The following is a 24,232-nucleotide window of genomic DNA, read 5'->3' as shown; positions in this document are numbered from 1 at the left end:
GTTTCGGAATAAGCAACCCGGACTGATCTTATCAAACCTTTGGCGCAGGCCTACAGTGTCCCTCAACCGACGTAATTCCCGACCTTGAGGAGACATTCATGGCCAAAATGAGAGCCGTCGACGCGGCCGTTCTGGTGCTCGAAAAAGAAGGCATCGATACCGCGTTCGGCGTGCCGGGCGCCGCGATCAACCCGTTCTACTCGGCGATGCGCAAAGCCGGCGGCATCAGCCACGTGCTCGCGCGCCATGTGGAGGGCGCATCGCACATGGCCGAGGGCTACACCCGCGCGCAGCCGGGCAACATCGGCGTGTGCATCGGCACCTCGGGCCCCGCCGGCACCGACATGATCACCGGTTTGTACTCCGCGCAGGCCGACTCGATTCCTATTCTGGCTATCACAGGCCAGGCGCCGCGCGCGCGTCTGTACAAGGAAGACTTCCAGGCCGTCGATATCGAATCGATCGCCAAGCCCGTCACCAAGTGGGCCGTGACCGTGCGCGAGCCGGCGCTGGTGCCGCGTGTGTTCCAGCAGGCGTTCCATCTGATGCGCTCGGGCCGCCCGGGCCCGGTGCTGGTCGATCTGCCGATCGACGTGCAGCTCGCCGAAATCGAATTCGACATCGACACGTACGAGCCGCTGCCGGTCTACAAGCCGAAGGCGACCCGCAAGCAGATCGAGGCAGCGCTGACGCTGCTCAACGATGCCGACAAGCCGTTGATCGTGTCGGGCGGCGGCGTGCTGAACGCCGTAGCCGAAGACCTGCTCGTGAAGTTCGCCGAAACGCTCGGCGTGCCGGTGATCCCAACGTTGATGTCGTGGGGCGCGATTCCCGACGACCATCCGCTGATGGTCGGCATGGTCGGTCTGCAGACCTCGCATCGCTACGGCAACGCGACGATGCTCGCGTCCGACTTCGTGCTAGGCATCGGCAACCGCTGGGCCAACCGTCACACCGGCAGCGTCGATGTCTATACGAAGGGGCGCAAGTTCGTGCACGTCGATATCGAACCGACGCAGATCGGCCGCGTGTTCGGCCCGGATCTCGGCATCGTGTCGGACGCGAAGGCGGCGCTCGAGCTGTTCGTCGAAGTCGCCAGCGAATGGAAGGCCGCGGGCAAGCTGAAGGATCGCGCCGCGTGGGTTGCCGATTGCCAGCAACGCAAGCGCACGATGCTGCGCAAGACGCACTTCGACAACGTGCCGATGAAGCCGCAGCGCGTCTACGAAGAGATGAACCAGGTGTTCGGCCGCGACACGTGCTACGTGAGCACGATCGGCCTGTCGCAGATCGCCGCCGCGCAATTCCTGCACGTCTACAAGGCGCGCAACTGGATCAACTGCGGCCAGGCCGGCCCGCTCGGCTGGACGATTCCGGCGGCGCTCGGCGTGCGCGCGGCCGATCCGCAACGGCCGATCGTCGCGCTGTCCGGCGACTACGACTTCCAGTTCATGATCGAGGAGCTCGCGGCCGGCGCGCAATTCAAGCTGCCGTACGTGCATGTCGTCGTGAACAACTCGTACCTCGGGCTGATTCGCCAGGCGCAGCGCGCGTTCGAAATGGACTACTGCGTGCAGCTCGGCTTCGAGAACATCAACTCGCCGGAGATGAACGGCTATGGCGTCGATCACGTCGCCGTCGCCGAAGGTCTCGGCTGCAAGGCGATTCGCGTGTTCAAGCCGGAAGAGTTGAAGCCGGCGCTGCAAAAAGCGCAGTCGATGCTGGCCGAGTTCAACGTGCCGGTGATCGTCGAAGTGATTCTCGAACGCGTGACCAACATCTCGATGGGCACCGAGATCGACGCGATCAACGAGTTCGAGGAACTCGCGGAAAAGCGCGAGGACGCGCCGACGGCGATCAGCCTGCTCGATTGAGCGTTGCGTCTTCGCGGTATTCGCAGCATTCAGCGCGCTCGATGCGAGAGGGCCGAGCCCATGCTCCGCGCCCTCGCCTCATCACGACCAGCGCGCCACTCCCTGACCGACCTGAGAGACAAAAGCACCATGCCTAAATTCGCAGCGAACCTGACGATGCTGTTCAACGAAGCGCCGTTCCTCGACCGTTTCGCGGCAGCGGCCAACGCCGGCTTTCATGCCGTCGAATTCCTGTTTCCCTATCCGTATTCGATCGCCGAACTGAGCGAACGTCTGCAACAGAACTGCCTCAAGCTGGTGCTGCACAACCTGCCGGCCGGCAACTGGGAAGCAGGCGAACGCGGCATCGCGTGCCTGCCCGATCGGGTCGCCGAGTTTCAGGAAGGCGTGGGCCGCGCGATCGAATACGCAAGCGCGTTGAAGGTGCCGCAACTGAACTGCCTCGTCGGCATTCCGGGCGCGAACGTCGACGCCGACACCGCCCGCGCAACGATCGTCGACAACCTGCGCTTTGCCGCGCGCGAGCTCAAGAAGGCCGGCATCCGGCTGCTCGTCGAGCCATGCAACTCGTACGACATTCCGGGCTTCGCGCTGAACCGTTCGCGCGATGGACTCGACGTGATTCGCGAGGTCGGCTCGGACAATCTGTTCCTGCAATACGACATCTATCACATGCAGCGGATGGAAGGCGAACTCGCGGCGACGATCGAAAAGAACCTCGCGCAGATCGCGCATATCCAGCTCGCGGACAACCCCGGGCGGCACGAACCGGGCACCGGCGAGATCAACTATCCGTATCTGTTCGCGCTGCTCGACTCGCTCGGCTACGACGGCTACCTCGGTTGCGAATACAAGCCGCGCACGACGACCGATGCCGGCCTCGGCTGGGTGCAAAGCGTGGCAGGTCAGGTGCGTGGCGCGGCGCATGCGGCGGCTTGAGGCGCCTTGGGGTTCCCGATGGAACCCTGAAGCCTCAACGCACGCCCCCTATAACCCTGGAGATTCACACACATGGCAAAGATCGGCTTCATCGGGCTCGGCATCATGGGCGCGCACATGGCGCGCAACCTCATCAAGGGTGGTCACTCGCTGTTCGTGAACGGCGCGTATCCGGTCCCGGACGACATCGCGAAGAGCACGAGCGTGGTCGCCAGTTCGACCGCGGTCGCGCAGGCCGCCGACATCGTCATCATCATGGTGCCGGACACGCCGGACGTCGCCAACGTGCTGTTCGCCGACGACGGCGTCGCCGCCGGCCTCACCAAAGGCAAGCTCGTCATCGACATGAGCTCGATCTCGCCGCTCGACACCCAGGCGTTCGCGAAAAAGATCAACGCGCTCGGCGTCGACTATCTCGATGCGCCGGTATCGGGCGGCGAAATCGGCGCGCGGGATGCGTCGCTGACGATCATGGTCGGCGGTCCCGAGAAAGCCTTTGCGCTGGCCAAGCCGTTGTTCGAACTGATGGGCAAGAACATCTCGCTGATCGGCGACAACGGCGCGGGTCAGACCTGCAAGGTCGCGAACCAGATCATCGTCGCGCTGAACATCGAAGCGGTCGCGGAAGCGCTGCTGTTCGCGTCGCGCTCGGGCGCCGACCCAGAGCGCGTGCGGCGCGCGCTGATGGGGGGCTTCGCGTCGTCGCGGATTCTCGAAGTGCATGGCGAGCGCATGACGAAGCGCAGGTTCAATCCGGGCTTTCGCATCGAGCTGCATCAGAAGGACTTGAATCTCGCGCTCGATGGCGCGCGTAAGCTCGGCATCGCGCTGCCGCATACCGCGAGCGCGCAGCAGCTGTTCAACGTCTGCGCCGCGAACGGCGGCAAGGCATGGGATCACTCGGCGATGGTGCGCGCGCTCGAAATCATGGCGAATCATGAGGTCGCGCAGGCGCCGGACAGTGAAGAAGCGAAGGCGGCTTGAGGTCTTCGTGCTTCCTCTTCAGTTCAGCTCGCCGTTGATTCCGCCGGTTGCCGCTTCGGCATCGGCGAGCTCACGGTGAACACAGGTGGGGCGCCCGTTCGTTGCACGGCAGCTTGGGTTGCCGGCGCGGCGCAACGGGCAAATCGCGCCGCTCTGGGCTGAGAGCGGCAAGTGGGGTCCGCAGCGGCACCCGTCGGTGACGGGGAAGCCTTGGTCGGTCAGACGTCGTCGTCGGGTGTCCGGCTGTCGGATTCGCCAATCAATACGTATCGAACACCTTCTGCAACGCCGCCGGCGCAGTGTGGCCCGCGGCCAGCGCCAGCATCAGCAGCACCCTCGCCTTGTACGGATTCAGCGAACCCGCGCTGACGAAACCGAGCGCATCGTCGGCCGCCGCGCCGTTGCGCATCACATGCCCCGAACCCACGCGCGACGAGCGCACCACCGCCACGCCGCGCAACGCGGCATCCGCCAGTGCCTGCTGCAACGACTGGTGGATCGAGCCATTGCCCGTACCCGCCACGACGATGCCGCGCACATCCGCGGCGACCAGCGCATCGATGGCGATCCGCGACACGCCCGCATAGCTCGTGACGATCTCCACCTGCGGCCACGCCGCATCGATTGCGAATTCGCTCGCGACCGTATGCGCGCGCACCACGCCGCGCTGGAACTCGACGCGGCCATCCTGCACCCAGCCGAGCGCGCCAATCTCAGGCGACTGGAAAGCATCGACCGCATAGGTGCTCGTTTTCACGACGTCGCGCGCGCTATGAATCCGGTTGTTGAACGCGACCAGCACGCCCTGCCCGCGTGCCGCCGCGTGCGCGGCGACCGTCACCGCATTTAGCAGGTTCAGCGGACCGTCGGCGGAGAGCGCCGACGCCGGGCGCATCGCCGCGGTCAGCACGACCGGCTTGTCCGACTTGACGGTCAGATGCAGCAGATAGGCGGTTTCCTCGAGTGTATCGGTGCCGTGCGTGACCACCACGCCGTCTACGTCGTCCGTCGCGAGCAGCGTGTTGATGCGTTGTGCGAGTGTGGTCCACAGCGGCAGCGACATGTCCTTGCTGTCGACGCTGGCGATCTGCTCGGGCGCGATCCGCGCGACCGTAGACAACGCCGGCACCGCCGCGAGCAACTGATCGACGCCGACGACGCCCGCCTGATAGCCCGACGTATTGGCCGCATCCGGGGCCGCGCCGGCGATCGTGCCGCCGGTCGCGAGCACCGCGATGCGCGGCAGCGTCGGCGCGGTGCTATGGCCGGGGGGAATCGGGAGAGAGGGAGAAGTCGAGGTATTCATGGCGGCGATTGTAAGCGATGCGCTTCGCGGCGCCATGCGTCGAAGACCGGACGCGGGTTCGGCTTGCGCGAGCGTGCGCAACGCGCGAGCGGGCTTAAATCTCATGCGGTGCCCAATTGCACTCATCACCACAAGTATTGACGACGGGTGCAAGTCCCACCCTAAGCTGCTCGCAGCCCTAAGCCGCCTCGCGCAACTGCGCCGCGATGTCTGCCTCGCTCAACTGCGGCGCGAACATCTCGATCAACCGATAGGCGTACGCGCGCAGGAACGCCCCCTTGCGCAAGCCGACACGCGTCGTGCTCGCCTCGAACAGATGCTGCGTGTCGAGCGCGACGAGTTCGCTGTCGCGCTTCGGGTCGTAGGCCATTGCCGCGACCACGCCGATGCCCATGCCGAGTTCGACGTAGGTCTTGATCACGTCGGCGTCGATCGCGGTCAGCACGACGTCGGGCAACGCGCCCGCTTTCGCGAACGCCTGATCGATATGCGAGCGGCCGGTGAAGTCCTGGTCGTAGGTGACGATCGGGAATTCGGCGATCTCGTCGAGCGTCAGATTCGCACGGCCGACGAGCGGATGATCCTTCGGCACCACCACGACGTGATGCCACGAATAGCACGGGAACGTGACGATGTCGGGAAAACGGTCGAGCGCCTCGGTCGAGATGCCGATATCCGCCTCGCCGTTGATGATCATCTGCGCGATCTGCTGCGGGCTGCCCTGGCGCAGCGCCAGATGCACTTTCGGGAACACCGACGTGAACTGCCGAATCACCTTCGGCAATGCGTAGCGTGCCTGCGTGTGGGTGGTCGCGACGACGAGGTGGCCGCTGTCCTGATCCGCGTACTGACGCGCGACGCGGCGCAGATTCTCCGCATCGAGCAGCATCCGCTCGATCAACTGATGCACGGCCTTGCCCGGTTCGGTGAGCCCGGTCAGACGCTTGCCACGGCGGATGAAGATGTCGACCCCGAGTTCGTCCTCGAGATCCTTGATCTGCTTCGATACGCCCGACTGCGAGGTGTAGAGCACGTTCGCCGCTTCGGTCAGGTTCATGTTCTGCCGCACGGCTTCGCGCACGAAGCGCAATTGCTGGAAATTCATCGTTGTGTCTCCGGTTCCGCCAGAGTTGAGTTATTGGAGCCGCACATGCCAGGCGATCCACGCGGTACGGCTGATACGTTCTCTCCTGTCCACAGCGCCGCACAGCGGCGCCGCCATCTCACTGCGCCGGAAACACCCGCAGCGCGCGCGGCACCGCGGTCACGCCGTCGCCGACCGCGAGTTGCAGATCACGCCACGTTTCGCGATCGAGTTCGGCTTCGAGCAGATTGCCCTCGCGACCGGCGAGCTCGACGCGCACCGAACCGCCGAGCGTCACCACGCGCCGCACGTCGACGACAATGCCCTCGCGATGCCCCGCCGCCTGCGGATACAACTGCAGATCGTGCGGCCGCACATAGGCGAACGCCGGGCCCCTAAAACCCGCCGCGATCGCGACCGGCAGCGCCGCGCCATCGACGACGAAGCCTTGCGCGTCGACGCTGCCGTGCAGGCGGTTCGCCGCGCCGAGAAACTCGTAGACGAACGGCGTCTGCGGATGGTCGTACACCTCCTGCGGGCTGCCGACCTGCTCGACATGCCCGCGATTGAGCACGACGATGCGGTCCGCCACTTCGAGCGCTTCTTCCTGATCGTGCGTGACGAAGATCGTCGAAATATGCAGATCGTCGTGCAGGCGACGCAACCAGCTGCGCAGTTCCTTGCGCACTTTCGCGTCGAGCGCGCCGAACGGCTCGTCGAGCAACAGCACCTTCGGCTCCACGGCCAACGCACGTGCGAGGGCGATGCGCTGGCGCTGGCCGCCGGACAGCTCCGACGGATAGCGCTGCGCGAGCCAGTCGAGCTGCACGAGCTTCAGCAACTCATGCACCTTCTCACGAATCACCTTCTCCGACGGACGTTCCTTGCGCGGCTTCACGCGCAGCCCGAACGCGACGTTTTCGAACACCGTCATATGCCGGAACAGCGCGTAGTGCTGGAACACGAAACCCACCTCGCGCTCACGCGCGCCGACCGCCGCGACATCCTGGCCTTGCAGCTCGACCCGGCCGCCGTCCGCGTATTCGAGGCCGGCGATCACACGCAGCAACGTTGTCTTGCCGCAACCCGACGGCCCGAGCAGCGCGACGAGTTCGCCCGGCGGAAAGTCGAGCGACACGTTGTCGAGCGCGACGAAATCGCCGAAGCGCTTTTGCAGGTTACGAACGGTGATACCCATTTACAGCTCTCCTTGCTTGAGCGGATGTCGCTGCGACGCAGGCGTGGCGTTGACGAAAAACGAATGCGAAGCGGACTGCGCGCTATTGGCCTGCGAAGCGCCGGACGGCGACACGGGCCCCGCATACGCAGGCACTTCGCGCGCCGCCGACGGTTCCGCCGACATATGACGCTCGGCCAACAGCTTGAGCCCCAGCGTGACCAGCGCCAGCAGCGCGAGCAGCGAGGCCACGGCGAACGCGGCCGAGAAGTTGTACTCGTTGTAGAGGATTTCGACGTGCAGCGGCATCGTGTCGGTCTGCCCCCGAATATGGCCCGACACGACCGACACCGCGCCGAACTCGCCCATTGCGCGCGCATTGCACAGAATCACGCCGTACAGCAGACCCCACTTGACGTTCGGCAGCGTGACGCGACGGAACGTCTGCCAGCCCGATGCGCCGAGCACGTGCGCGGCTTCTTCCTCGTCGTTGCCCTGCGCCTGCATCAGCGGAATCAGCTCGCGCGCGACGAACGGGAACGTGACGAAGATCGTCGCGAGCACGATGCCCGGCACCGCGAAGATGATCTGCACGTTGTGATCTTCGAGCCACGGGCCGAACCAGCCCTGCGCGCCGAACATCAGCACGTAGATCAGACCGGAGATCACCGGCGACACCGAAAACGGCAGATCGATCAACGTGGTCAGCAGCGCCTTGCCGCGGAATTCGAACTTCGCGATACACCACGACGCCGCGAGGCCGAACATGAGGTTCAGTGGCACCGCGATCGCCGCGGTGAGCAGCGTCAGTTTGATCGCCGACAGCGCATCCGGATCGGCGAGCGCTTCGAAGTAAAAACGCAGCCCCTTGTTCAGCGCCTGGTAGAACACCGCGGCGAGCGGCACGGCCAGAAACAGCGCGAGAAACAACAGCGCGAGGCCGATCAGCAGCCAGCGCACGAGCACCGGCTCGCTGACCGGATCGGGGCGACGCGCCACGCTCGCCGGGTGGGTCGGAACGCGGCTCATTGCACACCTCCACCGATAGCGGCGACGCTCGTGGCCACTGGCGCCGATCCCGTCTTGCCGCGGCTGGTGCGCCGCTGCAGATACCACTGCAGCGTGTTGAACGACAGCAGCATCAGGAACGACACGACCAGCATCACGACCGCGAGCGCCGTCGCGCCCGCATAGTCGTATTGCTCGAGCTTCGTGATGATCAGGAGCGACGTGATCTCCGACTTCATCGGCACATTGCCGGCGATGAAGATTACCGAGCCGTATTCGCCGAGCGCGCGCGCAAAGGCGAGCGCGAAGCCGGTCAGCAGCGCCGGCAACACGGCCGGCAGCACGACGCGGCGAAACGTGAGCCAGCGCGACGCGCCGAGACACGCGGCCGCCTCCTCCTGCTCGCGCTCGAACTCCTCGAGCACCGGTTGCACGGTGCGCACGACGAACGGCAGGCCGATGAACGTCAGCGCGACCAGCACGCCCGCCGGCGTGAACGCGATCTTGATGCCGAGCGGCGCGAGGAACTGGCCGATCCAGCCGTTGCCCGCATACACGGCCGCGAGCGAAATGCCCGCCACCGAGGTGGGCAACGCGAATGGCAGATCGACGATCGCATCGACGATACGCTTGAACGGAAACGTGTAGCGCACCAGCACCCACGCGACGAGAAAGCCGAACACCGCGTTGATCAGCGCGCCGCCTAGCGCCGAGAAAAACGTCAGCCGATACGACGCGAGCACACGCGGCGACGTGACCGCGCGCACGAACTGATCCCAGTCGAGCGTCGCGGTTTTCAGAAAGGTCGCCGTCAATGGAATCAGCACCACGAGGCTCAGATAAGCCACCGTGATGCCGAGTGTCAGGCCAAAACCGGGCAATGCGCTCGGCTTGCGGAAGGTCAACGTGGTCATGCTGGATACTCGTTCATGGTTGATGCTCGCGCGGTTGTTCGTTTTGCCGTGCTGCCGTACTGCGGTACTGCCGCACTGCTGGCCACCGGACCCCGGTTAGCCGAAAGCGCGCCCATTGGGCGCGCCCTTTTTCCCCTGGCTGTGATTCGGGCGGTGGTTCTTACTGCGGCTGATAAATCGAATCGAACACGCCGCCGTCCGCGAAATGGGTCTTCTGCGCGTTGGTCCAACCGCCGAACGAATCGTCGATCGTGTACAGCTTCAGCTTCGGAAACTTCGCGGTCAGATCGGCGGGCACCTTGCTGGAACGCGGACGATAGAAATTGCGCGCGGCGATCTCCTGACCTTGCTCGCTATACAGGAAGTTCAGATACGCCTCGGCCAGCTTGCGCGTGCCGTGTTTGTCGACGACCTTGTCGACCACCGCGACCGGCGGCTCGGCCAGAATGCTCACCGACGGCACCACGATCTCGAACCTGTCCGGACCAAACTCCTTCAGCGACAGGAACGCCTCGTTTTCCCACGCGATCAGCACGTCGCCGATACCGCGCTGCACGAAGCTCGTGGTCGCGCCGCGCGCGCCCGAATCGAGCACGCCGGCGTTCCTGTACAGCTTGCCGACGAACTCCCTGGCCTTCTGGTCGTTGCCGCCCGGTTGATGCTCGGCGTACGCCCACGCGGCCAGGTAATTCCAGCGCGCGCCGCCCGAGGTCTTCGGATTCGGCGTCACGATCGACACGCCCGGTTTCACCAGATCATCCCAATCCTTGATGTGCTTCGGGTTGCCCTTGCGCACCAGAAACACGATCGTCGACGTGTACGGCGATGCGTTGTCCGGCAGACGCTTTTGCCAGTTCCTGTCGACGAGCCCCTTGTTCGCGAGCGCGTCGATGTCATAGGCGAGCGCAAGCGTCACGACGTCGGCCTGCAGTCCGTCGAGCACCGAGCGAGCCTGCGCGCCCGAGCCGCCGTGCGACTGCCTGAAGGTGACGGCTTCGCCGGTCCTGGCCTTCCATTCCTTGCCGAATGCCTGATTGATGTCCTGATACAGTTCGCGCGTCGGATCGTAGGACACGTTCAACAGCGTGGTGTCGGCGTGCGCTACGCCGCTTGCGCCCAACATGCCGAACGCACCGGCCGCGCCGACGGCGAGCGCCGCGATCAGTTTTCTGGTTCGAGCCGCAAGCCCCATATGCCGATGGTTCATTTCAATTTTTCTCCGCGTGATGGTCCGCTGATGAGCGTCTGGTGTTGTTCTGCGTCGCGGTCACGTGCACATGAGCGCCAACCGGAGGCCAGTCTATCGAAGCGCTTTCATTATTAAAAATAATGTTTCTTCATTTTTTAATGCTCAAAAGTGGTAACGACAGATGCGCCGGCGGTTGGGACGCCGACAACGCCGTCATGTCGCCGATAAACGACGCCCCAGCGCGACCCTTGCGCCGAACTTAAAGTAAAGCTTGAAATGCGCCGAATACTGTATAAAAATACAGTCACCTGTTCATACATACAGTGGCCATGACAAAACTCACCGCACGACAGCAGCAGGTTTTCGATCTGATCCGCCGCGCGATCGAACGCACCGGCTTTCCGCCCACTCGCGCGGAAATTGCCGCCGAACTCGGGTTCAGCTCGGCCAATTCCGCGGAAGAGCATCTGCGCGCGCTGGCGCGCAAGGGCGTGATCGAACTCGCGGCCGGCGCGTCGCGCGGCATCCGCCTGCTGTCCGGGCAGGAGGACGCGCCGTATCAGTTCACCCTGCCGCATGCGGGCCTGATGCAGTTGTCGTTGCCGCTGATCGGCCGGGTCGCGGCGGGTAGCCCGATCCTCGCGCAGGAACATATCTCGCAGCACTACGCGTGTGACCCGGCGCTGTTCTCGAGCAAGCCCGACTACCTGCTGAAGGTGCGCGGCCTGTCGATGCGCGACGCGGGCATTCTCGACGGCGACCTGCTCGCGGTGCAAAAGCGCACCGAAGCGAAGGACGGCCAGATCATCATTGCGCGGCTTGGCGACGACGTAACGGTCAAGCGTCTGAAGCGCCGGCCGAACGGCATCGAACTGATCGCCGAAAACCCCGATTACGACAACATCTTCGTGGAAACCGGCAGCGCCGATTTCGCGCTCGAAGGGATCGCGGTCGGGCTGATCCGCCCCAGCGAGTTCTGATCTTTCGCTGTCGCCAGAACGCTTGCGCCGGTTTGTCCGACCCAAGCCGCATTTACGCCTGCATCTACGCCCGCATCTACGCCGAATCGCCTGGAGAGACTCATGGAACGCCTTGCCCGCCTGTTGCCCTTTCGCCAGTTCGGCCGTCTGCGCCATCTGCGCAAGCTCACGCCCTGCGCGCTAATCGAGGCGCCCGCTGCGCGCACGCCGTCGCTGTTCGACGCGGCTGCCGAAGCTTCCGGTCTACCGTCGTCGTTGCCGGCGTTCGCGCGCGTGTCGCTGAATTCGGCGCTGAACATCGCCGAGCCCGCGCGTCGCGCGCCGGTGCGGGTCTATCATGGACCGTCGCGACTGATCATGGTCGGCACGGTCGACGCCGTATGCCGTATGATCGATCGCTGCATAGCCGACGAAGCCAACGTGCACGGCGCGGTGTTCGAAGCGTGAGCGAATCCTGAGTACGCATGCAACAAGCACTTCGGATGTTCAGAGATTCGCGTGGGATGGGATCGTTCCGACCTCGCCGTGCTCGACGTTGATCATCACTGACGTGGAGTCCCATTCGATGACAATTCGGAAACGCATACAGGGCAGCGCCACCCGGCCGCTGCTGATCACGCTGATCGTGGTGATCGTGATTGCCGCGCTGGGCTTTATTTATGCGTCACCGTATCTCGCGGTGAACAATCTCAAACGCGCCGCCGATGCGCGCGACGTGCAAACCGTCAATCAGTACGTGGACTTTCCCGCGCTACGCGATAGCTTGAAGCAACAGGTGGGCGCCATGCTGACACGCCGCCTCGAGGCGGATGCCGGCAACAAGATGGCCACGATCGGCGCGGTGATCGGCGTGACGCTGATCGGCCCGCTCGTCGATGCCTATGCGACACCCGACGGCGTCGCGGCGCTGCTGAACGGCATGCCGCCGCGTGGCACGCCGGGCGAGCAACCGTCCGCGCCGCCAGCCGCGGGCGGCGAAGCGCCGGCCGCACCAGCCGCGGGCGACACCACCACGCAGGCGAGCGCACCGCCGCCCGGGCGTCAAAGCACGGCCGGCTATCGCAGTCTCAACGAGTTTGTCATCACGTACCGGCGTGGCGAAGGTAACGCGAATTATTCGGCAATCTTTCGTCGCGAAGGTCTGGTCACGTGGAAACTCGCGGCGATCAATCTGAACGAGTGAGATCGAAGCCTGGCCGGATGGGATGCGTGGCTGGCCATCGGGGCCGGCCACTCGACAGGGCCTATTCACATCTGGACTAGATAACGGGGCGCGCGGCTTCGTGTCCCTCACTAGCCCATTACGCCGCAGCCGCCTGCTGCTGCTCCTGCGCGGACGAGCACGCCACCAGAATGCTGCACGACACGCGGTCGAGCAGCGGCGTGTTGCCCGCCCCCATCCACCACCGCGACAAACCAGTCCTGCAGCGATGACCCACCACCACGAGGTCGACCTGCAACTCGTTGGCAAGATTGGCGATCTCGTCGATCGGATGACCGAATGCGAAATGCCCTTGCGCGCTCACGCCTCGCTCGGTCAGCCAGTTCACGCCCTCCTGCAGAATCTCGCGGGCCGTTTTTTCGAAGCTGCTGCAGGCGACGTCCGTCAACAGGCCCGCGCTCTGCGCGATGCTCGAACGCATGTCGACGACCGACAGCAGATGCGTTTCCGCCTTCAGTTCCAACGCCAGATCGGCACCGCAACGCAGGGCTTTCCGGCCTTCGCGCGAGCCGTCGTAGCACAACAGGATTTTCTGGTAGCTCGCCATCTGTTTTCTCCATTCGCGCGGAAAGCGCGGTCTGAATCAATCATGGTGCGCCGCAATTCGGCTTGCAAGGGATGGAAAACGCTAAGTGCATACTCGGTGCATGCCGATCCAGTCTGCACAAGCGTTGGGCGACCCGACGCAGCGTTTGCACACGGATGCCGCAATGCAAAACTTCGTTTGCGAACGCTGCGTCGACACACTGCGGGCCGGTTGACGTGCCAGTCGTGCCACCGCCAATCAGCGGCGCGAATCGAACACCGACGAGCGCATCGCACCCTGCGCATGACGCGTTCCCGGACACCCGCTCGCATCAGCGATCCGATACCTGGAGTAAGCGGCTTCGCGTGCGCAATGCGTGCATCGCAGGTATGTTGTGTGTCGTGCGCGTACGTTGTGTCTTTTTCCGGAGCCTTGCTCGAGCCATGCCCACCGCCCCCATCGAATTCCATCAGGTCAGGAAAAGCTACGGCGAAAAAACGGTCGTCGACGGATTGTCGTTTCATGTGAACACCGGCGAATGCTTCGGGCTGCTCGGCCCCAACGGCGCCGGTAAGACCACGACATTGCGCATGCTGCTCGGCATTGCGGCGCCCGACGCCGGCGCGATCCGGCTGTGCGACGAGCCGATCCCGGGCCGCGCGCGCCTCGCGCGCTCGCGCGTCGGCGTGGTGCCGCAGTTCGACAACCTCGATCCCGATTTCACGGTGCGCGAAAATCTGCTCGTATTCGGTCGCTACTTCGGTATGAGCGCCGCGCAGTGTCGCGCGGCGGTGCCGGGTCTGCTCGAATTCGCTCGCCTCGAGAACAAGGCGGACGCGCGCGTGAGCGAACTGTCGGGCGGCATGAAGCGGCGCCTCACGCTCGCGCGCGCGCTGATCAACGATCCCGACGTGCTGATCATGGACGAGCCGACCACCGGTCTCGATCCGCAAGCACGCCATCTGATCTGGGAGCGGCTGCGCTCGCTGCTCGCGCGCGGCAAGACCATTCTGCTGACCACGCACTTCATGGAAGAAGCCGAACGGCTCTGTCATCGACTGTGCGTGATCGAGGAAGGCCGCAAGATCGCCGAAGGCGCGCCGCGCGAGTTGATCGAGTCCGAAATCGGCTGCGACGTGATCGAGATCTACGGCCCCGATCCGTTTGCGTTGCGCGACGAACTCGCGCCGCTCGCCGAGCGCACCGAGATCAGCGGCGAGACGCTGTTCTGTTATGTGAGCGACGCGCAGCCCGTGCATATGCGCCTCAAGCAGCGCGCCGATTTGCGCTATCTGCATCGGCCGGCGAATCTCGAGGATGTGTTTCTGCGGCTCACCGGTCGCGAAATGCAGGACTGAACCCATAGCGAGACACTTGATGGACGCACGTACTTACGAAACCCACGACGGCACGCCATCGGTGCAAGAACCGTTCGGTGCCTTCCCCGCCAATGCCACGAACTGGATCGCGGTGTGGCGCCGCAATTACCTGGTGTGGAAAAAGCTCGCGATCGCGTCGATGTTCGGCAACTTCGCCGATCCGATGATCTATCTGTTCGGTCTCGGCCTCGGGCTCGGGCTGATGGTCGGGCACGTCGACGGCGTGTCGTATATCTCGTTCCTCGCGGCGGGCACGGTGGCGTCGAGCGTGATGATGTCGGCGAGCTTCGAGTCGATGTATTCGGGCTTTTCGCGCATGCACGTGCAGCGCACGTGGGAGGCGATCATGCATACGCCGCTCACGCTCGGCGATATCGTGCTCGGCGAGGTGGTGTGGGCCGCCAGCAAAGCGGTGTTGTCGGGTGTGGCGATCATGCTGGTGGCGGGCGCGCTCGGCTATGCGAGTTTTCCGTCGATGCTGCTCGCGCTGCCGGTCATCGTGCTGGCCGGTCTCGCGTTCGCGAGCCTCGCGATGATCGTGACGGCGCTCGCGCCGTCGTACGACTTTTTCATGTTCTATCAGACGCTCGTGCTCACGCCGATGCTGCTGCTCTCCGGCGTGTTCTTTCCGATCTCGCAACTGCCCGGCGCCGCGCGAGCGGTGACTGTCGCGCTGCCGCTCGCCAATGCGGTCGATCTGATGCGCCCGGCGATGCTCGGTCGGCCGATGGAGCACGCTGCGCTGCATGTGAGCGTGCTGGCCGCTTATGCAGTCGGCGGCTTCATCGTGTCGGCGATCCTGTTTCGGCGTCGCATGATGAAGTAAGCCGAACGCGCGGGCGGCGCGTTGCGCCTGCACCCGCGCAAGACGACGCCGCGTCGGTCGTCGCACGGCGTGTTTGCTATCGTTGTGCGCGCTCAGTCCTCGTCATCGGTCCACGGAATGTCGACGTCGGAGATGAACGCGACCGTCGCGAACGGGCCGCCCTCGTGACGCCCGATCTTGCCATCGGCGCGCTGCCATTCCACCCGGAACACGGTGACCGGATCATCCGCGATCAGCCGCACCGTGCGCAATTCGTCGGGATCGGCGTCCTCGACCGGACCGTCGAGCGAAATCAGCAGCGCCTGTGGCCATAGACCATCGGCGGGATCGTAGATCTTGTCGCCGTCGTGAATCAGCGTGAAGGCTTCCACGCCGATGGTCGCCGACGCATCGACGATCATCTTGGCAAGCGCACGCAACAAGGCGGTCGCTCGCGCCGAGTTCGCCTGACGGATCGCGAGATCACCGCGCGTGAGAGCCTGCTCGAGTTTTGGATTGGTTTTCTGTTGCGCCATGGCTGTGTTGGTCCTATCGCTCTGTCGTGGGCAACGCGCCATCGGGACGACGCGCCGCCTTTCTATTTGGGTCCATCTATTGCCGCTTGTGTGCATTGCAGCATCGCGGGCTGGGCGGCAGGTCCGCGGTTCGACTGTCATTGTTCCGCGTTTCCCCTGATCGTGGCGCGCACCCTCAGGGTCGTTTTCTCAGGGCCGTCCTTGCCGTCCACCACAGTTTAGGTCGTGATTCGGATTCCGGGAGAACATTTGCCGCTTAGTGCGTGGCATGTGTCGCATTTCATGCATCGGCTCGCGGGCGCCGCGGCGTACGTTTACCGCGTCCACCGGTGACCTTCGACGCCTGCGCCCCAGCCGGCTTCGCATCCGCGATCCGCGCGATCAGATGGTCGCGAAACGTGCGCACCGACGGGGGCAACTCGCGCCCCGCCATCGTCTGCACCTGGATGCTGCGCTGGCGCATCTGCGGGTCCGTGAGCGGAATCACGACGAAGCCGTCGTCGGCATAGCGGTCGCGCACCGACAGCAGCCCCGTGAACATGATCGCTCCGGACCGCTGCGCGTAGCGATAACTCGCGCCGCTGTTGTTGCAGATCAGGTCCGGCTCGAGGAGGATGCCTTCGAGCGCGCACGTGATGTCGATCAACTGGCGAATCGTGGTGCCCGTCTCCGACAATACGAGCGGATAGCGACTCACCTCGGCGAGCGACAGTTTCGCGCGCGCCGCAAGGGGATGATCGGCGCGCAGCAGCACGAACACCGGCGCGCGTTCGGTGTGCTCGACCTTCACGCCCTTCTCCGGCGCGAGGCTGAACGACAGCGCGATATCGACGTCGCCGTCGCGCACGTGGCGAGTGGCGTCGGCCGGCGACATCACGGTCAGCGTGAAATCGATGCCGGGGTGCTCGGCGCGGAAATCCGCAATCGCGGCGGGCAGGAAGTCGACCGCAAAGCCCTCGGCGGTCGCGATCTTGATCCGGCTGCCGTGCAAGCTCGCGAGGCCGCTAATCTCTTTCATCACGTGCTCGGCTTCGAGCAGGCTGCGTTGCGCGTACGCAAGCAGCCGCTCACCGGCCTCGGACAGCGTCATGCCGCGCGGACGCCGCTCGAACAGCGTCACGCCGAGCTCGCTTTCGAGCCGCACGATTTGCCGGCTGATCGCCGATACCGCGACGTGCAGCCGCTCGGACGCGTCGCTCAGCGAGCCGCCGCGCGCGACTTCGACGAAATAACGCAACGCGATGCCATGCAGTGAACGTGCCATCCTGGACGCCTCGATCGAATCAGTTGCAACGGTGCCATGGGTGGGCGGGTGCCGCGGTTCGAGCCGACGCGCGACGCTTTGCTTTTCCGGCAAGGCAAGCTTCGAAACATGATCATTGTGACAAAAATGGCGCGCTTCTAGAATCGGTCGCAATCACGTTGCAGACGATTCGCCTGAACGCCGCGCCGAGCATCGAGCCATCGAGCCTCGCGGCCCTCCGCCCCTTCACCCATCCCCCGCATCGGAGACATCGACATGAGCCGCAACCAGGCCATCGAGCTTGCCACCCGGCACTTCGAATCCGGCGCTTTTCTCGCCGATCTGAACCGTCGCGTCGGTTTTCGCACCGAAAGCCAGGAAAGCGATCGCGGCGCACTGCTGCTGTCCTATCTGACCGACGAAATCCAGCCCGAAGCGGAGCGCCTCGGCTTCAGCACGCGCATCGTCGATAACCCGGTCGATGGCTTCGGTCCGTTCCTGATCGCCAACCGTCACGAAGGCCATCATCTGCCGACCGTGCTGATCTACGGCCACGGCGACGTCGTGCGCGGCTACGACAGCCAGTGGCGCGCGCCGCTGACGCCGTGGGCGGTGACCGTGGAAGGCGAGCGCTGGTTCGGTCGCGGCACCGCCGACAACAAAGGCCAGCACTCGATCAACCTCGCCGCGCTCGCGAGCACGCTCGCCGCGCGCGACGGCAAACTCGGCTTCAACACGAAGCTGTTGATCGAGATGGGCGAGGAAACCGGCTCGCCGGGGCTCGACGCGATCTGCCATGCGCATCGCGACGAACTCGCCGCCGACGTGCTGATCGCCTCCGACGGTCCGCGTCTCGCAGCGCGTCGTCCGACCGTGTTTCTCGGCTCGCGCGGCGCGGTCAATTTCAGGCTGTCGCTGAACCTGCGCGACGGCGCGCATCACTCGGGCAACTGGGGCGGCTTGCTGCGCAATCCGGCGACGGTGCTCGCCAACGCGCTCGCGAGTCTCGTCGATGCGCGCGGCGTGATCGCAGTCGATGGCCTGCGTCCGCCGCCGATCCCCGAGGCCGTGCGCCGCGCACTTGCCGACATCACGGTGGGCAACGGTCCGGGCGACCCCACCGTCGACGATAACTGGGGCGAGCCGGGTCTTTCCGCGCCCGAGCGCGTGTTCGGCTGGAACAGCTTCGAAGTGCTGGCTTTCAAGGCGGGCAATCCGGAGAACCCGGTCAACGCGATTCCGCCGTCGGCGTTCGCGGTCTGCCAGTTGCGTTTCGTGGTCGGCACCGATTGGGAAAACCTCGGCGAGCACCTGCGCGCGCATCTCGATGCGCACGGTTTTCAGCTGGTCGAAATCGACGTCGAACGCGGCGCGCCAGCCACGCGGCTGGATCCCGACGATCCGTGGGTCACGTGGGCGATCGCGTCGCTCGAAGCAACCACCAGCAAGAAGACCGCGCTGCTGCCGAATCTCGGCGGCACGCTGCCGAACGAGGTATTCGCCGACACGCTCGGTCTGCCGACGATCTGGGTGCCGCATTCTTATCCGGCCTGCTCGCAGCATGCGCCGAACGAGCACCTTCTGGCTCCGGTGGTGCGCGAGGGCCTGCAGATGATGGCGGGACTGTTCTGGGATCTCGGCGAGAATTCGCCGCTTGCGGCGAAGCGCGAGACGGTGGATACGGCAAAGGCCGCGGGTTGAGTTCGGCCGACGCCGAGTGATTCGCCGCGCCTTGCGCGGCCGCCCCGGCAATCGACCGGGGCCACCGCGGCAAGCGCGTCGCGCTTACCTCGACATCAAGGCGCCGGATTCGGCTGCAGCTCGTGCAGCCTGTCGATTTCCGCCAGCACTTCCGGCGACAGCTTCACGTCCGCGCTGGCGATGTTTTCCTTCAATTGTTCGAGCGAGGTCGCGCCGATCAGATTGCTGGTCACGAACGGCCGGCTATTGACGAACGCGAGCGCGAATTGCGCCGGGGTCATGCCGTGGCGCTTCGCGAGCTCGACGTAACGCGTGGTCGCCTGCACGGCTTGCGGCTTGCTATAGCGCTGGAAGCGCTCGAACAGCGTGATGCGCGCGCCGGCAGGACGCGCACCGCCTTCGTACTTGCCCGACAGCCAGCCGAATGCGAGCGGTGAATACGCGAGCAGACCGATGTTGTCGCGATGCGCGTACTCGGACAGACCCACTTCGTACGTGCGGTTCAACAGGCTGTACGGATTCTGGATGCTGACGATGCGCGGCAAGCCGAGTCTTTCGGCCGCGCGCAGAAACTGCGCGACGCCCCACGGCGTTTCGTTCGACACGCCGATATGGCGCACCTTGCCAGCCTTCACGAATTCGGCGAGTACCGTCAGCGTTTCCTCGATCGGCACCGTGTACGCGTCGTCGACCCACGGATACGACGGACGGCCGAACGTCATCGTGCTGCGATCGGGCCAGTGCAGTTGATACAGATCGACGTAGTCCGTTTGCAGACGTTCGAGGCTGTCGTTGAGCGCCTCGGTCAGGTTCTTGCGATCGAACTGGTTGCCCTCGCCGCGAATATGACGCGGATTGTGCGGCTGACGCGCGGGGCCCGCGATCTTGGTGGCGAGCACGATCTTCTCGCGCGCGCTCTTGTGCTGCGCGAGCCACGTGCCGATGTAGCGCTCCGTCGAGCCTTGCGTTTCGGCGCGCGGCGGCACCGGATACATTTCCGCGGTGTCGATCAGCTTCACGCCGTGATCGAGCGCGTAGTCGATCTGCGCGTGCGCTTCCTGCTCGGTGTTCTGCTCGCCCCACGTCATCGTGCCGAGACCAATCAGGCTAACCTGCACGTCGGAGTCGCCGAGTCTGCGGTATTCCATCTAACTTGTCCTGTTGAAGAGGTGAACGGAAAGCGCAGACGTTACCACGCCGACGCATTACCTGCAGCAAGGCTAGAATGCGGGGCCATGCGTTGCAGCGCGCCGCCTGGTGCTTGCGCGTTGCGCGCTTTGCGCTCTCGATGCGCGTTTCATCATGACTTCGTTGCCATGAATCACGAACACCTCGAATTGCTGGTCACGCGCGTGATGCCCTACGGGAAATATAAAGGCCGCGTGATCGCCGACCTGCCCGGCCACTATCTGAACTGGTTCGCGAGCCAGGGCTTTCCGCCCGGCGAGATTGGCCGTCTGCTCGCGTTGATGCACGAGATCGATCACAACGGCTTGAAACCGCTGCTCGCCCCCTTGCGCAAACCGAAGCCCCTGGAGCGTTGAGACCGTCGCCGTGAAAGCGTTGCCAGGCCGGCTGAAAGTCGCGGCGCAGGCAAACTGCAAGCAATGTAGGACAGTACAAATTCATACAGGTTTTTTCTTGCGGATCGCGTCTGCGTGGCCTTTAATCGGCATAGGTCGTCGCGCTGTGAAACGTCGAGAGTGAAGCGGATCAGTCGTCATTCGCTGAACAATTTCGATGTGTTCCGGCGCCGTGCGATCCCCCGCCTTCGTGACTCCCTGCATATCCATGTCGCAATTCAGCCTGTCGGCGTTGCTCGAATTCATCGGCCACGATCTGTCGCCGGTGCGCGCGGTCATCCTGTTCTTCGTGATCGGCTACGTCGTGGTCGGACTGCCTGTGCATTTTCGCCAGGGCGCGGCCTCGCGCGACATCTGGGGCACGGCCGCCGGCGTGACGATGGCCGCGATCTACGCGGCGTTCATTGCAGGCGTGTACCCGTGGCTGCATCACGTATCGGTGATCGCGCGTTGAGCGTCGGCCGCCGTCAGGTCGGGGCCGAGACCTTCCCATAGCGGTTCACGCAATTCGCCTCGCGGCTGCCAGCGCCGCATCGACGTTCGATACGACGGTCGGCGCATCTGTGCGGAACTCGCGGTACTGACACGCCGCATCGTCTCGCGAAATGCGAGGCAATGTTCGTCTCACTCGAGCCCGCAATGCGCGAGCATGCGACGCACGTTCGTTTCGCAAGCGTCGACCAGCTCCTCGTGCTCGATCTCGATCATCACGCCCGCGAGTAGAACGCGCCGCCAGCGCGTTATCAACGCATCGTACGCGCGCTGACAGCGGCCCAGCTCGCCGAGGTGGCAGCCGAACGGCACGTCGTAAAAATGCGCGAGAAAATCGATAGACAGAATGTAATCGCGAGCGGCGGCCATGATCGATGCGCGCGTTCGGCAGCGCGAGATGAATGAGGCCGACGTTGATGGAGTTGAACGGGTATTTGTCGGCAAAGCGCGCGAGCGCGCCAAGCGATTCCGCCTCGTTGTCGCGCATGCCCTGGCGATACAGCACGTTGCCTTTGAGCAGATGATCGAACGGGGCGGGCACGCGAATCGCTTCCGACTTAAACGACGAATCGTCCGATGGAAGTTAGCAGCCACGCCCGTCAGTAACGTATCAGATCGTTAACGAAGTGTTACCGCAACACCGCTCGGTAATACGCGAGAAGATTGGCGAAACGGTCGAACGTCGCGGCAACGGCTCGCGTGGTGAAGCCCCGAGCGCACACCGCCGCGCCGGCGCCGGTAACGCTCGGACACAAACGCGGCTGAACTCCGTTGTGCGCGGTTTTTCTGAGGTTTACGTGAAGGAGAAAATCGTGACCAGGCTCATTGCATCGATGACGCTGCTAGCGGCCGCGGCAGCGAGCATCACTGGATGCGTCGTCGCGCCGCCAGCGGACTACGGCTATGCGCAACCCTACTATCCCTACGCGTATGGACCGCCTTACTACGGACCGGCGTACGGCTCGGTTGGTATCTATGGCGGTTTCGGAGGGTCGTGCTGCTATTACGGACATGGGTATTGGCACGGGCGCGGCGGATGGCATGGCGGTGGCGGGCACGGCGGGCACGGCGGATGGCATGGCGGGGACGGCGGATGGCACGGTGGCGGATACGGCGGCATGCACGGCGGCAGCAGCTCGTGGAGCAGTGGCGGCGGGACGGGGGGACATGGACACTAAGGCATTGACTCATTGACGAACCGGTGCCCGCCTCTGTCGCGACAGTGATATGGCTCCAGCGCCCGGCGGTTTCTGGCCTTGCGGTAAAATTATTGTTTTGATTCAAGCCGCCTGGCCGCTCCATGTCTTTACCTCGCACTCCCAGCCCCCGCCGCGTGTCCGTTGCCCCGATGATGGACTGGACGGATCGTCATTGCCGCTCGCTGCATCGAATGATTTCGCGCCATACCTGGCTTTACACGGAAATGGTGACAACCGGCGCGCTGCTGCACGGCGACGTGCCGCGTCATCTCGCATTCACGCCCGACGAAGCGCCGGTCGCGCTGCAACTCGGCGGCAGCGAGCCCGACGATCTCGCGCGTTCGGCCAAGCTCGGCGAGCAATGGGGCTATGACGAAATCAACCTGAATTGCGGCTGCCCATCCGAGCGCGTGCAACGCGGCGCGTTCGGCGCATGCCTGATGACCGAGCCGCAACTCGTCGCCGATTGCGTGAAGGCGATGCGCGACGTCGTATCGGTGCCAGTCACGGTCAAGCACCGCATCGGCGTCGATACGGTCGAGGAATACGGCTTCGTCCGCGATTTTGTCGGCACGATCGCGCAAGCCGGCTGTGAAGTCTTTATCGTTCATGCGCGCAACGCGATCCTGAAGGGCCTGAGCCCGAAGGAAAACCGCGAGATTCCGCCGCTCAAGTACGACTACGCGTATCAGTTGAAGCGCGATTTTCCGCAGCTGGAAATCGTCATCAATGGCGGTATCAAGACGCTCGACGAAGTCGACGCGCATCTTCAGCACGTCGACGGCGTGATGCTCGGGCGCGAGGCGTATCACAACCCCTACCTGCTCGCCGATGTCGACGCGCGCTTCTATGGCTCCGCGCAGGCGCCGCTGACGCGCGAGCAGGTCGAAGCGAAACTGATCGAGTATTGCGCGACCGAAATGGCGCGCGGCACCTATCTCGGCGCGATCATGCGCCATGCGCTTGGGCTGTATCGCGGCGAAGCGGGTGCGCGTGGTTGGCGTCGAGTTTTGTCCGACAGCAAGCGACTTGCGGCCCGTGATCTGACCATCTTCGACGAAGCAAGACAGCATCTGCGCGAGCCCATCGAAATTTTTGAATAAAGGACTAGGCAAACCACCACCTAGTCCCTATAATCTCGTTTCTTCGTCGGCGAGACAGGTTTTTAGAGTAAGTCAAGCGGATGTTAGTGGTGGCTGTAGCTCAGTTGGTAGAGTCCAGGATTGTGATTCCTGTCGTCGTGGGTTCGAGTCCCATCAGCCACCCCACAGAATTCAAGCAAACGGCGTTGTGAGCAATCACAACGCCGTTTTTGTTTTGCTGATGGCCTTCTGCATTTTCCATGATGTCTGTGCGGTTTTCCGCACCGCAATCACCCCTTCCCGCCTTCTTCCGCCTCTCAAAAACCGCTTGGCCAACAGGGCCGGATCACCGGTCCGCCTTGCGGCGCGTACGTCTGAACGATTGTTTCTTCATCGGGAATAGTAATTTCAGATTATCGGCACAAATTCTCAATAGTAGGGGTATACACTCGCTTCCATCGACGTTGCAGACACCTGGTTCACTGGCTCCTGCAACATCTTCCTGAAATGCAGTCGAAACGTTATCGGAGTCCTACCATGAAGACCAAGTTTATCGCCGCCCTGCTGGTTGCCGCTTCCGCCTCTATCGCCGCTCCCGCTTTCGCCAGCGGATATGGTCCGGCACCGTACTACCGTCCGTCGGTTGGCGCGCCGGCTTCGCAACAAGGCCAGAACGCGCAGACCGTCGCTGCCGAACGCGCCAACGCGCAATCGAATGCATACGGCGGCGTGAATAGCGTGTCGACGCAATCGGGCACGCGCAGCGAACCCACGTCGGGTCCGCAATCGGTGTTCTTCGGCCACTAAGCCGCCAGCAGTACCGTCAGGTCCGCTGCCTCTGAAGGCAGCGATCAAACTGGGCGCCGCGCATGCAGTATCGATGCCGGCGCCCAGTTGCATTTACGGCAGCCGTGGTACCCGGTACGTTGCCCGGGTAGCCTTCGGTTTGCAACCGTTGTCTCGTGCGCCTGCCGCTTCCTTGCCTCATCCGAACACGACGTCCCCTTCC

Annotated in this window: 26 protein-coding genes and 1 tRNA gene; 16 read left to right on the top strand and 11 right to left on the bottom strand. The window is 64.0% G+C overall.

The window, feature by feature from the left end; translation table 11 throughout:
• Positions 1-98: 98 nt before the first annotated feature.
• The 3 genes from gcl to OKW37_RS12565 all read left to right on the top strand — a co-directional run bounded on the left by gcl (position 99) and on the right by OKW37_RS12565 (position 3,797).
• On the top strand, positions 99-1,874 hold the full coding sequence (gene gcl, locus OKW37_RS12575) for a glyoxylate carboligase (RefSeq protein ID WP_429406198.1): 1,776 nt from the start codon (positions 99-101) through the stop codon (positions 1,872-1,874).
• 129 nt (positions 1,875-2,003) lie between these two features.
• Entirely contained in the window at positions 2,004-2,813 is an 810-nt protein-coding gene (gene otnI, locus OKW37_RS12570; protein WP_429406200.1) for a 2-oxo-tetronate isomerase, read from the top strand.
• Positions 2,814-2,885: 72 nt separating this feature from the next.
• Positions 2,886-3,797 (top strand): 2-hydroxy-3-oxopropionate reductase, encoded by a 912-nt coding sequence (locus OKW37_RS12565; RefSeq protein WP_429509833.1) that lies wholly within the window; start codon positions 2,886-2,888, stop codon positions 3,795-3,797.
• Positions 3,798-4,056: 259 nt separating this feature from the next.
• Here the strand turns inward: OKW37_RS12565 and OKW37_RS12560 are convergent, their stop codons facing one another.
• The 6 genes from OKW37_RS12560 to OKW37_RS12535 all read right to left on the bottom strand — a co-directional run bounded on the left by OKW37_RS12560 (position 4,057) and on the right by OKW37_RS12535 (position 10,493).
• Positions 4,057-5,103, bottom strand: coding sequence for an asparaginase (locus OKW37_RS12560; RefSeq protein WP_429406202.1), 1,047 nt, complete (start codon positions 5,101-5,103; stop codon positions 4,057-4,059).
• Between the two features lie 178 nt (positions 5,104-5,281).
• Entirely contained in the window at positions 5,282-6,208 is a 927-nt protein-coding gene (locus OKW37_RS12555) for a CysB family HTH-type transcriptional regulator (RefSeq protein ID WP_184064823.1), read from the bottom strand.
• A 118-nt stretch (positions 6,209-6,326) separates the two neighbouring features.
• Positions 6,327-7,385, bottom strand: a complete 1,059-nt coding sequence (locus OKW37_RS12550) for a sulfate/molybdate ABC transporter ATP-binding protein (protein WP_184064820.1) — start codon at positions 7,383-7,385, stop codon at positions 6,327-6,329.
• Entirely contained in the window at positions 7,386-8,393 is a 1,008-nt protein-coding gene (gene cysW, locus OKW37_RS12545) for a sulfate ABC transporter permease subunit CysW (protein WP_429406204.1), read from the bottom strand.
• Entirely contained in the window at positions 8,390-9,286 is an 897-nt protein-coding gene (cysT, locus tag OKW37_RS12540) for a sulfate ABC transporter permease subunit CysT (RefSeq protein WP_429406206.1), read from the bottom strand. Before cysT ends, cysW begins: the two co-directional genes overlap by 4 nt.
• Positions 9,287-9,446: 160 nt before the next feature.
• A complete protein-coding gene (locus OKW37_RS12535; RefSeq protein WP_429509831.1) occupies positions 9,447-10,493 on the bottom strand; it encodes a sulfate ABC transporter substrate-binding protein in 1,047 nt (348 codons plus the stop codon).
• Between the two features lie 311 nt (positions 10,494-10,804).
• On the opposite strand from OKW37_RS12535, the gene lexA reads away from it, so the two are divergent.
• From lexA to OKW37_RS12520, 3 genes are all read left to right on the top strand, one after another.
• Positions 10,805-11,455: a transcriptional repressor LexA gene (gene lexA / locus OKW37_RS12530; protein WP_026225415.1), complete on the top strand. Its 651-nt coding sequence runs from the start codon at positions 10,805-10,807 to the stop codon at positions 11,453-11,455.
• A 102-nt stretch (positions 11,456-11,557) separates the two neighbouring features.
• Positions 11,558-11,902 carry a hypothetical protein gene (locus OKW37_RS12525; RefSeq protein ID WP_184043952.1) on the top strand — a complete coding sequence of 115 codons (345 nt, stop codon included), beginning with the start codon at positions 11,558-11,560 and terminating at the stop codon, positions 11,900-11,902.
• 118 nt (positions 11,903-12,020) lie between these two features.
• A complete protein-coding gene (locus tag OKW37_RS12520) occupies positions 12,021-12,638 on the top strand; it encodes a DUF2939 domain-containing protein (RefSeq protein WP_184043954.1) in 618 nt (205 codons plus the stop codon).
• Between the two features lie 118 nt (positions 12,639-12,756).
• Here the strand turns inward: OKW37_RS12520 and OKW37_RS12515 are convergent, their stop codons facing one another.
• Positions 12,757-13,224, bottom strand: coding sequence for a universal stress protein (locus tag OKW37_RS12515; RefSeq protein WP_090804531.1), 468 nt, complete (start codon positions 13,222-13,224; stop codon positions 12,757-12,759).
• 422 nt (positions 13,225-13,646) lie between these two features.
• On the opposite strand from OKW37_RS12515, the gene nodI reads away from it, so the two are divergent.
• Positions 13,647-14,561: a nodulation factor ABC transporter ATP-binding protein NodI gene (gene nodI, locus OKW37_RS12510; RefSeq protein WP_429406209.1), complete on the top strand. Its 915-nt coding sequence runs from the start codon at positions 13,647-13,649 to the stop codon at positions 14,559-14,561.
• Positions 14,562-14,580: 19 nt separating this feature from the next.
• Positions 14,581-15,408, top strand: coding sequence for an ABC transporter permease (locus tag OKW37_RS12505; protein WP_429406211.1), 828 nt, complete (start codon positions 14,581-14,583; stop codon positions 15,406-15,408).
• A 92-nt stretch (positions 15,409-15,500) separates the two neighbouring features.
• On the opposite strand, the gene OKW37_RS12500 is transcribed toward OKW37_RS12505, so the two are convergent.
• On the bottom strand, positions 15,501-15,923 hold the full coding sequence (locus tag OKW37_RS12500; RefSeq protein WP_090804526.1) for a hypothetical protein: 423 nt from the start codon (positions 15,921-15,923) through the stop codon (positions 15,501-15,503).
• A gap of 280 nt (positions 15,924-16,203) precedes the next feature.
• Positions 16,204-17,187, bottom strand: a complete 984-nt coding sequence (locus OKW37_RS12495) for a LysR family transcriptional regulator (protein ID WP_429406213.1) — start codon at positions 17,185-17,187, stop codon at positions 16,204-16,206.
• Between the two features lie 255 nt (positions 17,188-17,442).
• Here OKW37_RS12495 and OKW37_RS12490 point away from each other — a divergent pair, with 255 nt between their 5' ends.
• Positions 17,443-18,867, top strand: coding sequence for a M20 family metallopeptidase (locus tag OKW37_RS12490; RefSeq protein WP_429406215.1), 1,425 nt, complete (start codon positions 17,443-17,445; stop codon positions 18,865-18,867).
• Positions 18,868-18,962: 95 nt separating this feature from the next.
• Here OKW37_RS12490 and OKW37_RS12485 read toward each other — a convergent pair whose 3' ends face one another.
• Complete coding sequence (locus OKW37_RS12485) at positions 18,963-20,015, bottom strand: NADP(H)-dependent aldo-keto reductase (RefSeq protein WP_429406217.1); 1,053 nt, start codon at positions 20,013-20,015, stop codon at positions 18,963-18,965.
• A gap of 168 nt (positions 20,016-20,183) precedes the next feature.
• On the opposite strand from OKW37_RS12485, the gene OKW37_RS12480 reads away from it, so the two are divergent.
• Entirely contained in the window at positions 20,184-20,411 is a 228-nt protein-coding gene (locus OKW37_RS12480; RefSeq protein ID WP_184029242.1) for a DUF3820 family protein, read from the top strand.
• A gap of 247 nt (positions 20,412-20,658) precedes the next feature.
• Positions 20,659-20,904, top strand: a complete 246-nt coding sequence (locus OKW37_RS12475) for a hypothetical protein (RefSeq protein WP_018418199.1) — start codon at positions 20,659-20,661, stop codon at positions 20,902-20,904.
• 170 nt (positions 20,905-21,074) lie between these two features.
• On the opposite strand, the gene OKW37_RS12470 is transcribed toward OKW37_RS12475, so the two are convergent.
• A complete protein-coding gene (locus OKW37_RS12470) occupies positions 21,075-21,311 on the bottom strand; it encodes a sulfotransferase (RefSeq protein WP_429406219.1) in 237 nt (78 codons plus the stop codon).
• On the opposite strand from OKW37_RS12470, the gene OKW37_RS12465 reads away from it, so the two are divergent.
• The 5 genes from OKW37_RS12465 (at position 21,310) to OKW37_RS12445 (ending at position 24,030) form a co-directional block, all read left to right on the top strand.
• On the top strand, positions 21,310-21,564 hold the full coding sequence (locus OKW37_RS12465) for a hypothetical protein (RefSeq protein WP_429406221.1): 255 nt from the start codon (positions 21,310-21,312) through the stop codon (positions 21,562-21,564). The two genes, OKW37_RS12470 and OKW37_RS12465, sit on opposite strands and share 2 nt — an antisense overlap.
• Positions 21,565-21,754: 190 nt before the next feature.
• On the top strand, positions 21,755-22,120 hold the full coding sequence (locus tag OKW37_RS12460; protein WP_429336353.1) for a hypothetical protein: 366 nt from the start codon (positions 21,755-21,757) through the stop codon (positions 22,118-22,120).
• Positions 22,121-22,242: 122 nt separating this feature from the next.
• Positions 22,243-23,244 (top strand): tRNA dihydrouridine(20/20a) synthase DusA, encoded by a 1,002-nt coding sequence (dusA, locus tag OKW37_RS12455; RefSeq protein WP_429406223.1) that lies wholly within the window; start codon positions 22,243-22,245, stop codon positions 23,242-23,244.
• An 89-nt stretch (positions 23,245-23,333) separates the two neighbouring features.
• Positions 23,334-23,409: transfer RNA gene (locus OKW37_RS12450), tRNA-His, on the top strand.
• 351 nt (positions 23,410-23,760) lie between these two features.
• Positions 23,761-24,030, top strand: a complete 270-nt coding sequence (locus OKW37_RS12445; protein ID WP_018418204.1) for a hypothetical protein — start codon at positions 23,761-23,763, stop codon at positions 24,028-24,030.
• The last annotated feature ends 202 nt before the right edge of the window (positions 24,031-24,232 follow it).

Origin of the sequence: Paraburkholderia sp. MM5482-R2 (genome assembly GCF_050436125.1) — a bacterium.
GTDB classification, from domain to species: domain Bacteria; phylum Pseudomonadota; class Gammaproteobacteria; order Burkholderiales; family Burkholderiaceae; genus Paraburkholderia; species Paraburkholderia tuberum.
The sequence above is the reverse complement of the archived record's forward strand: the minus strand, read 5'-3'. Positions and strand labels throughout refer to the sequence as shown.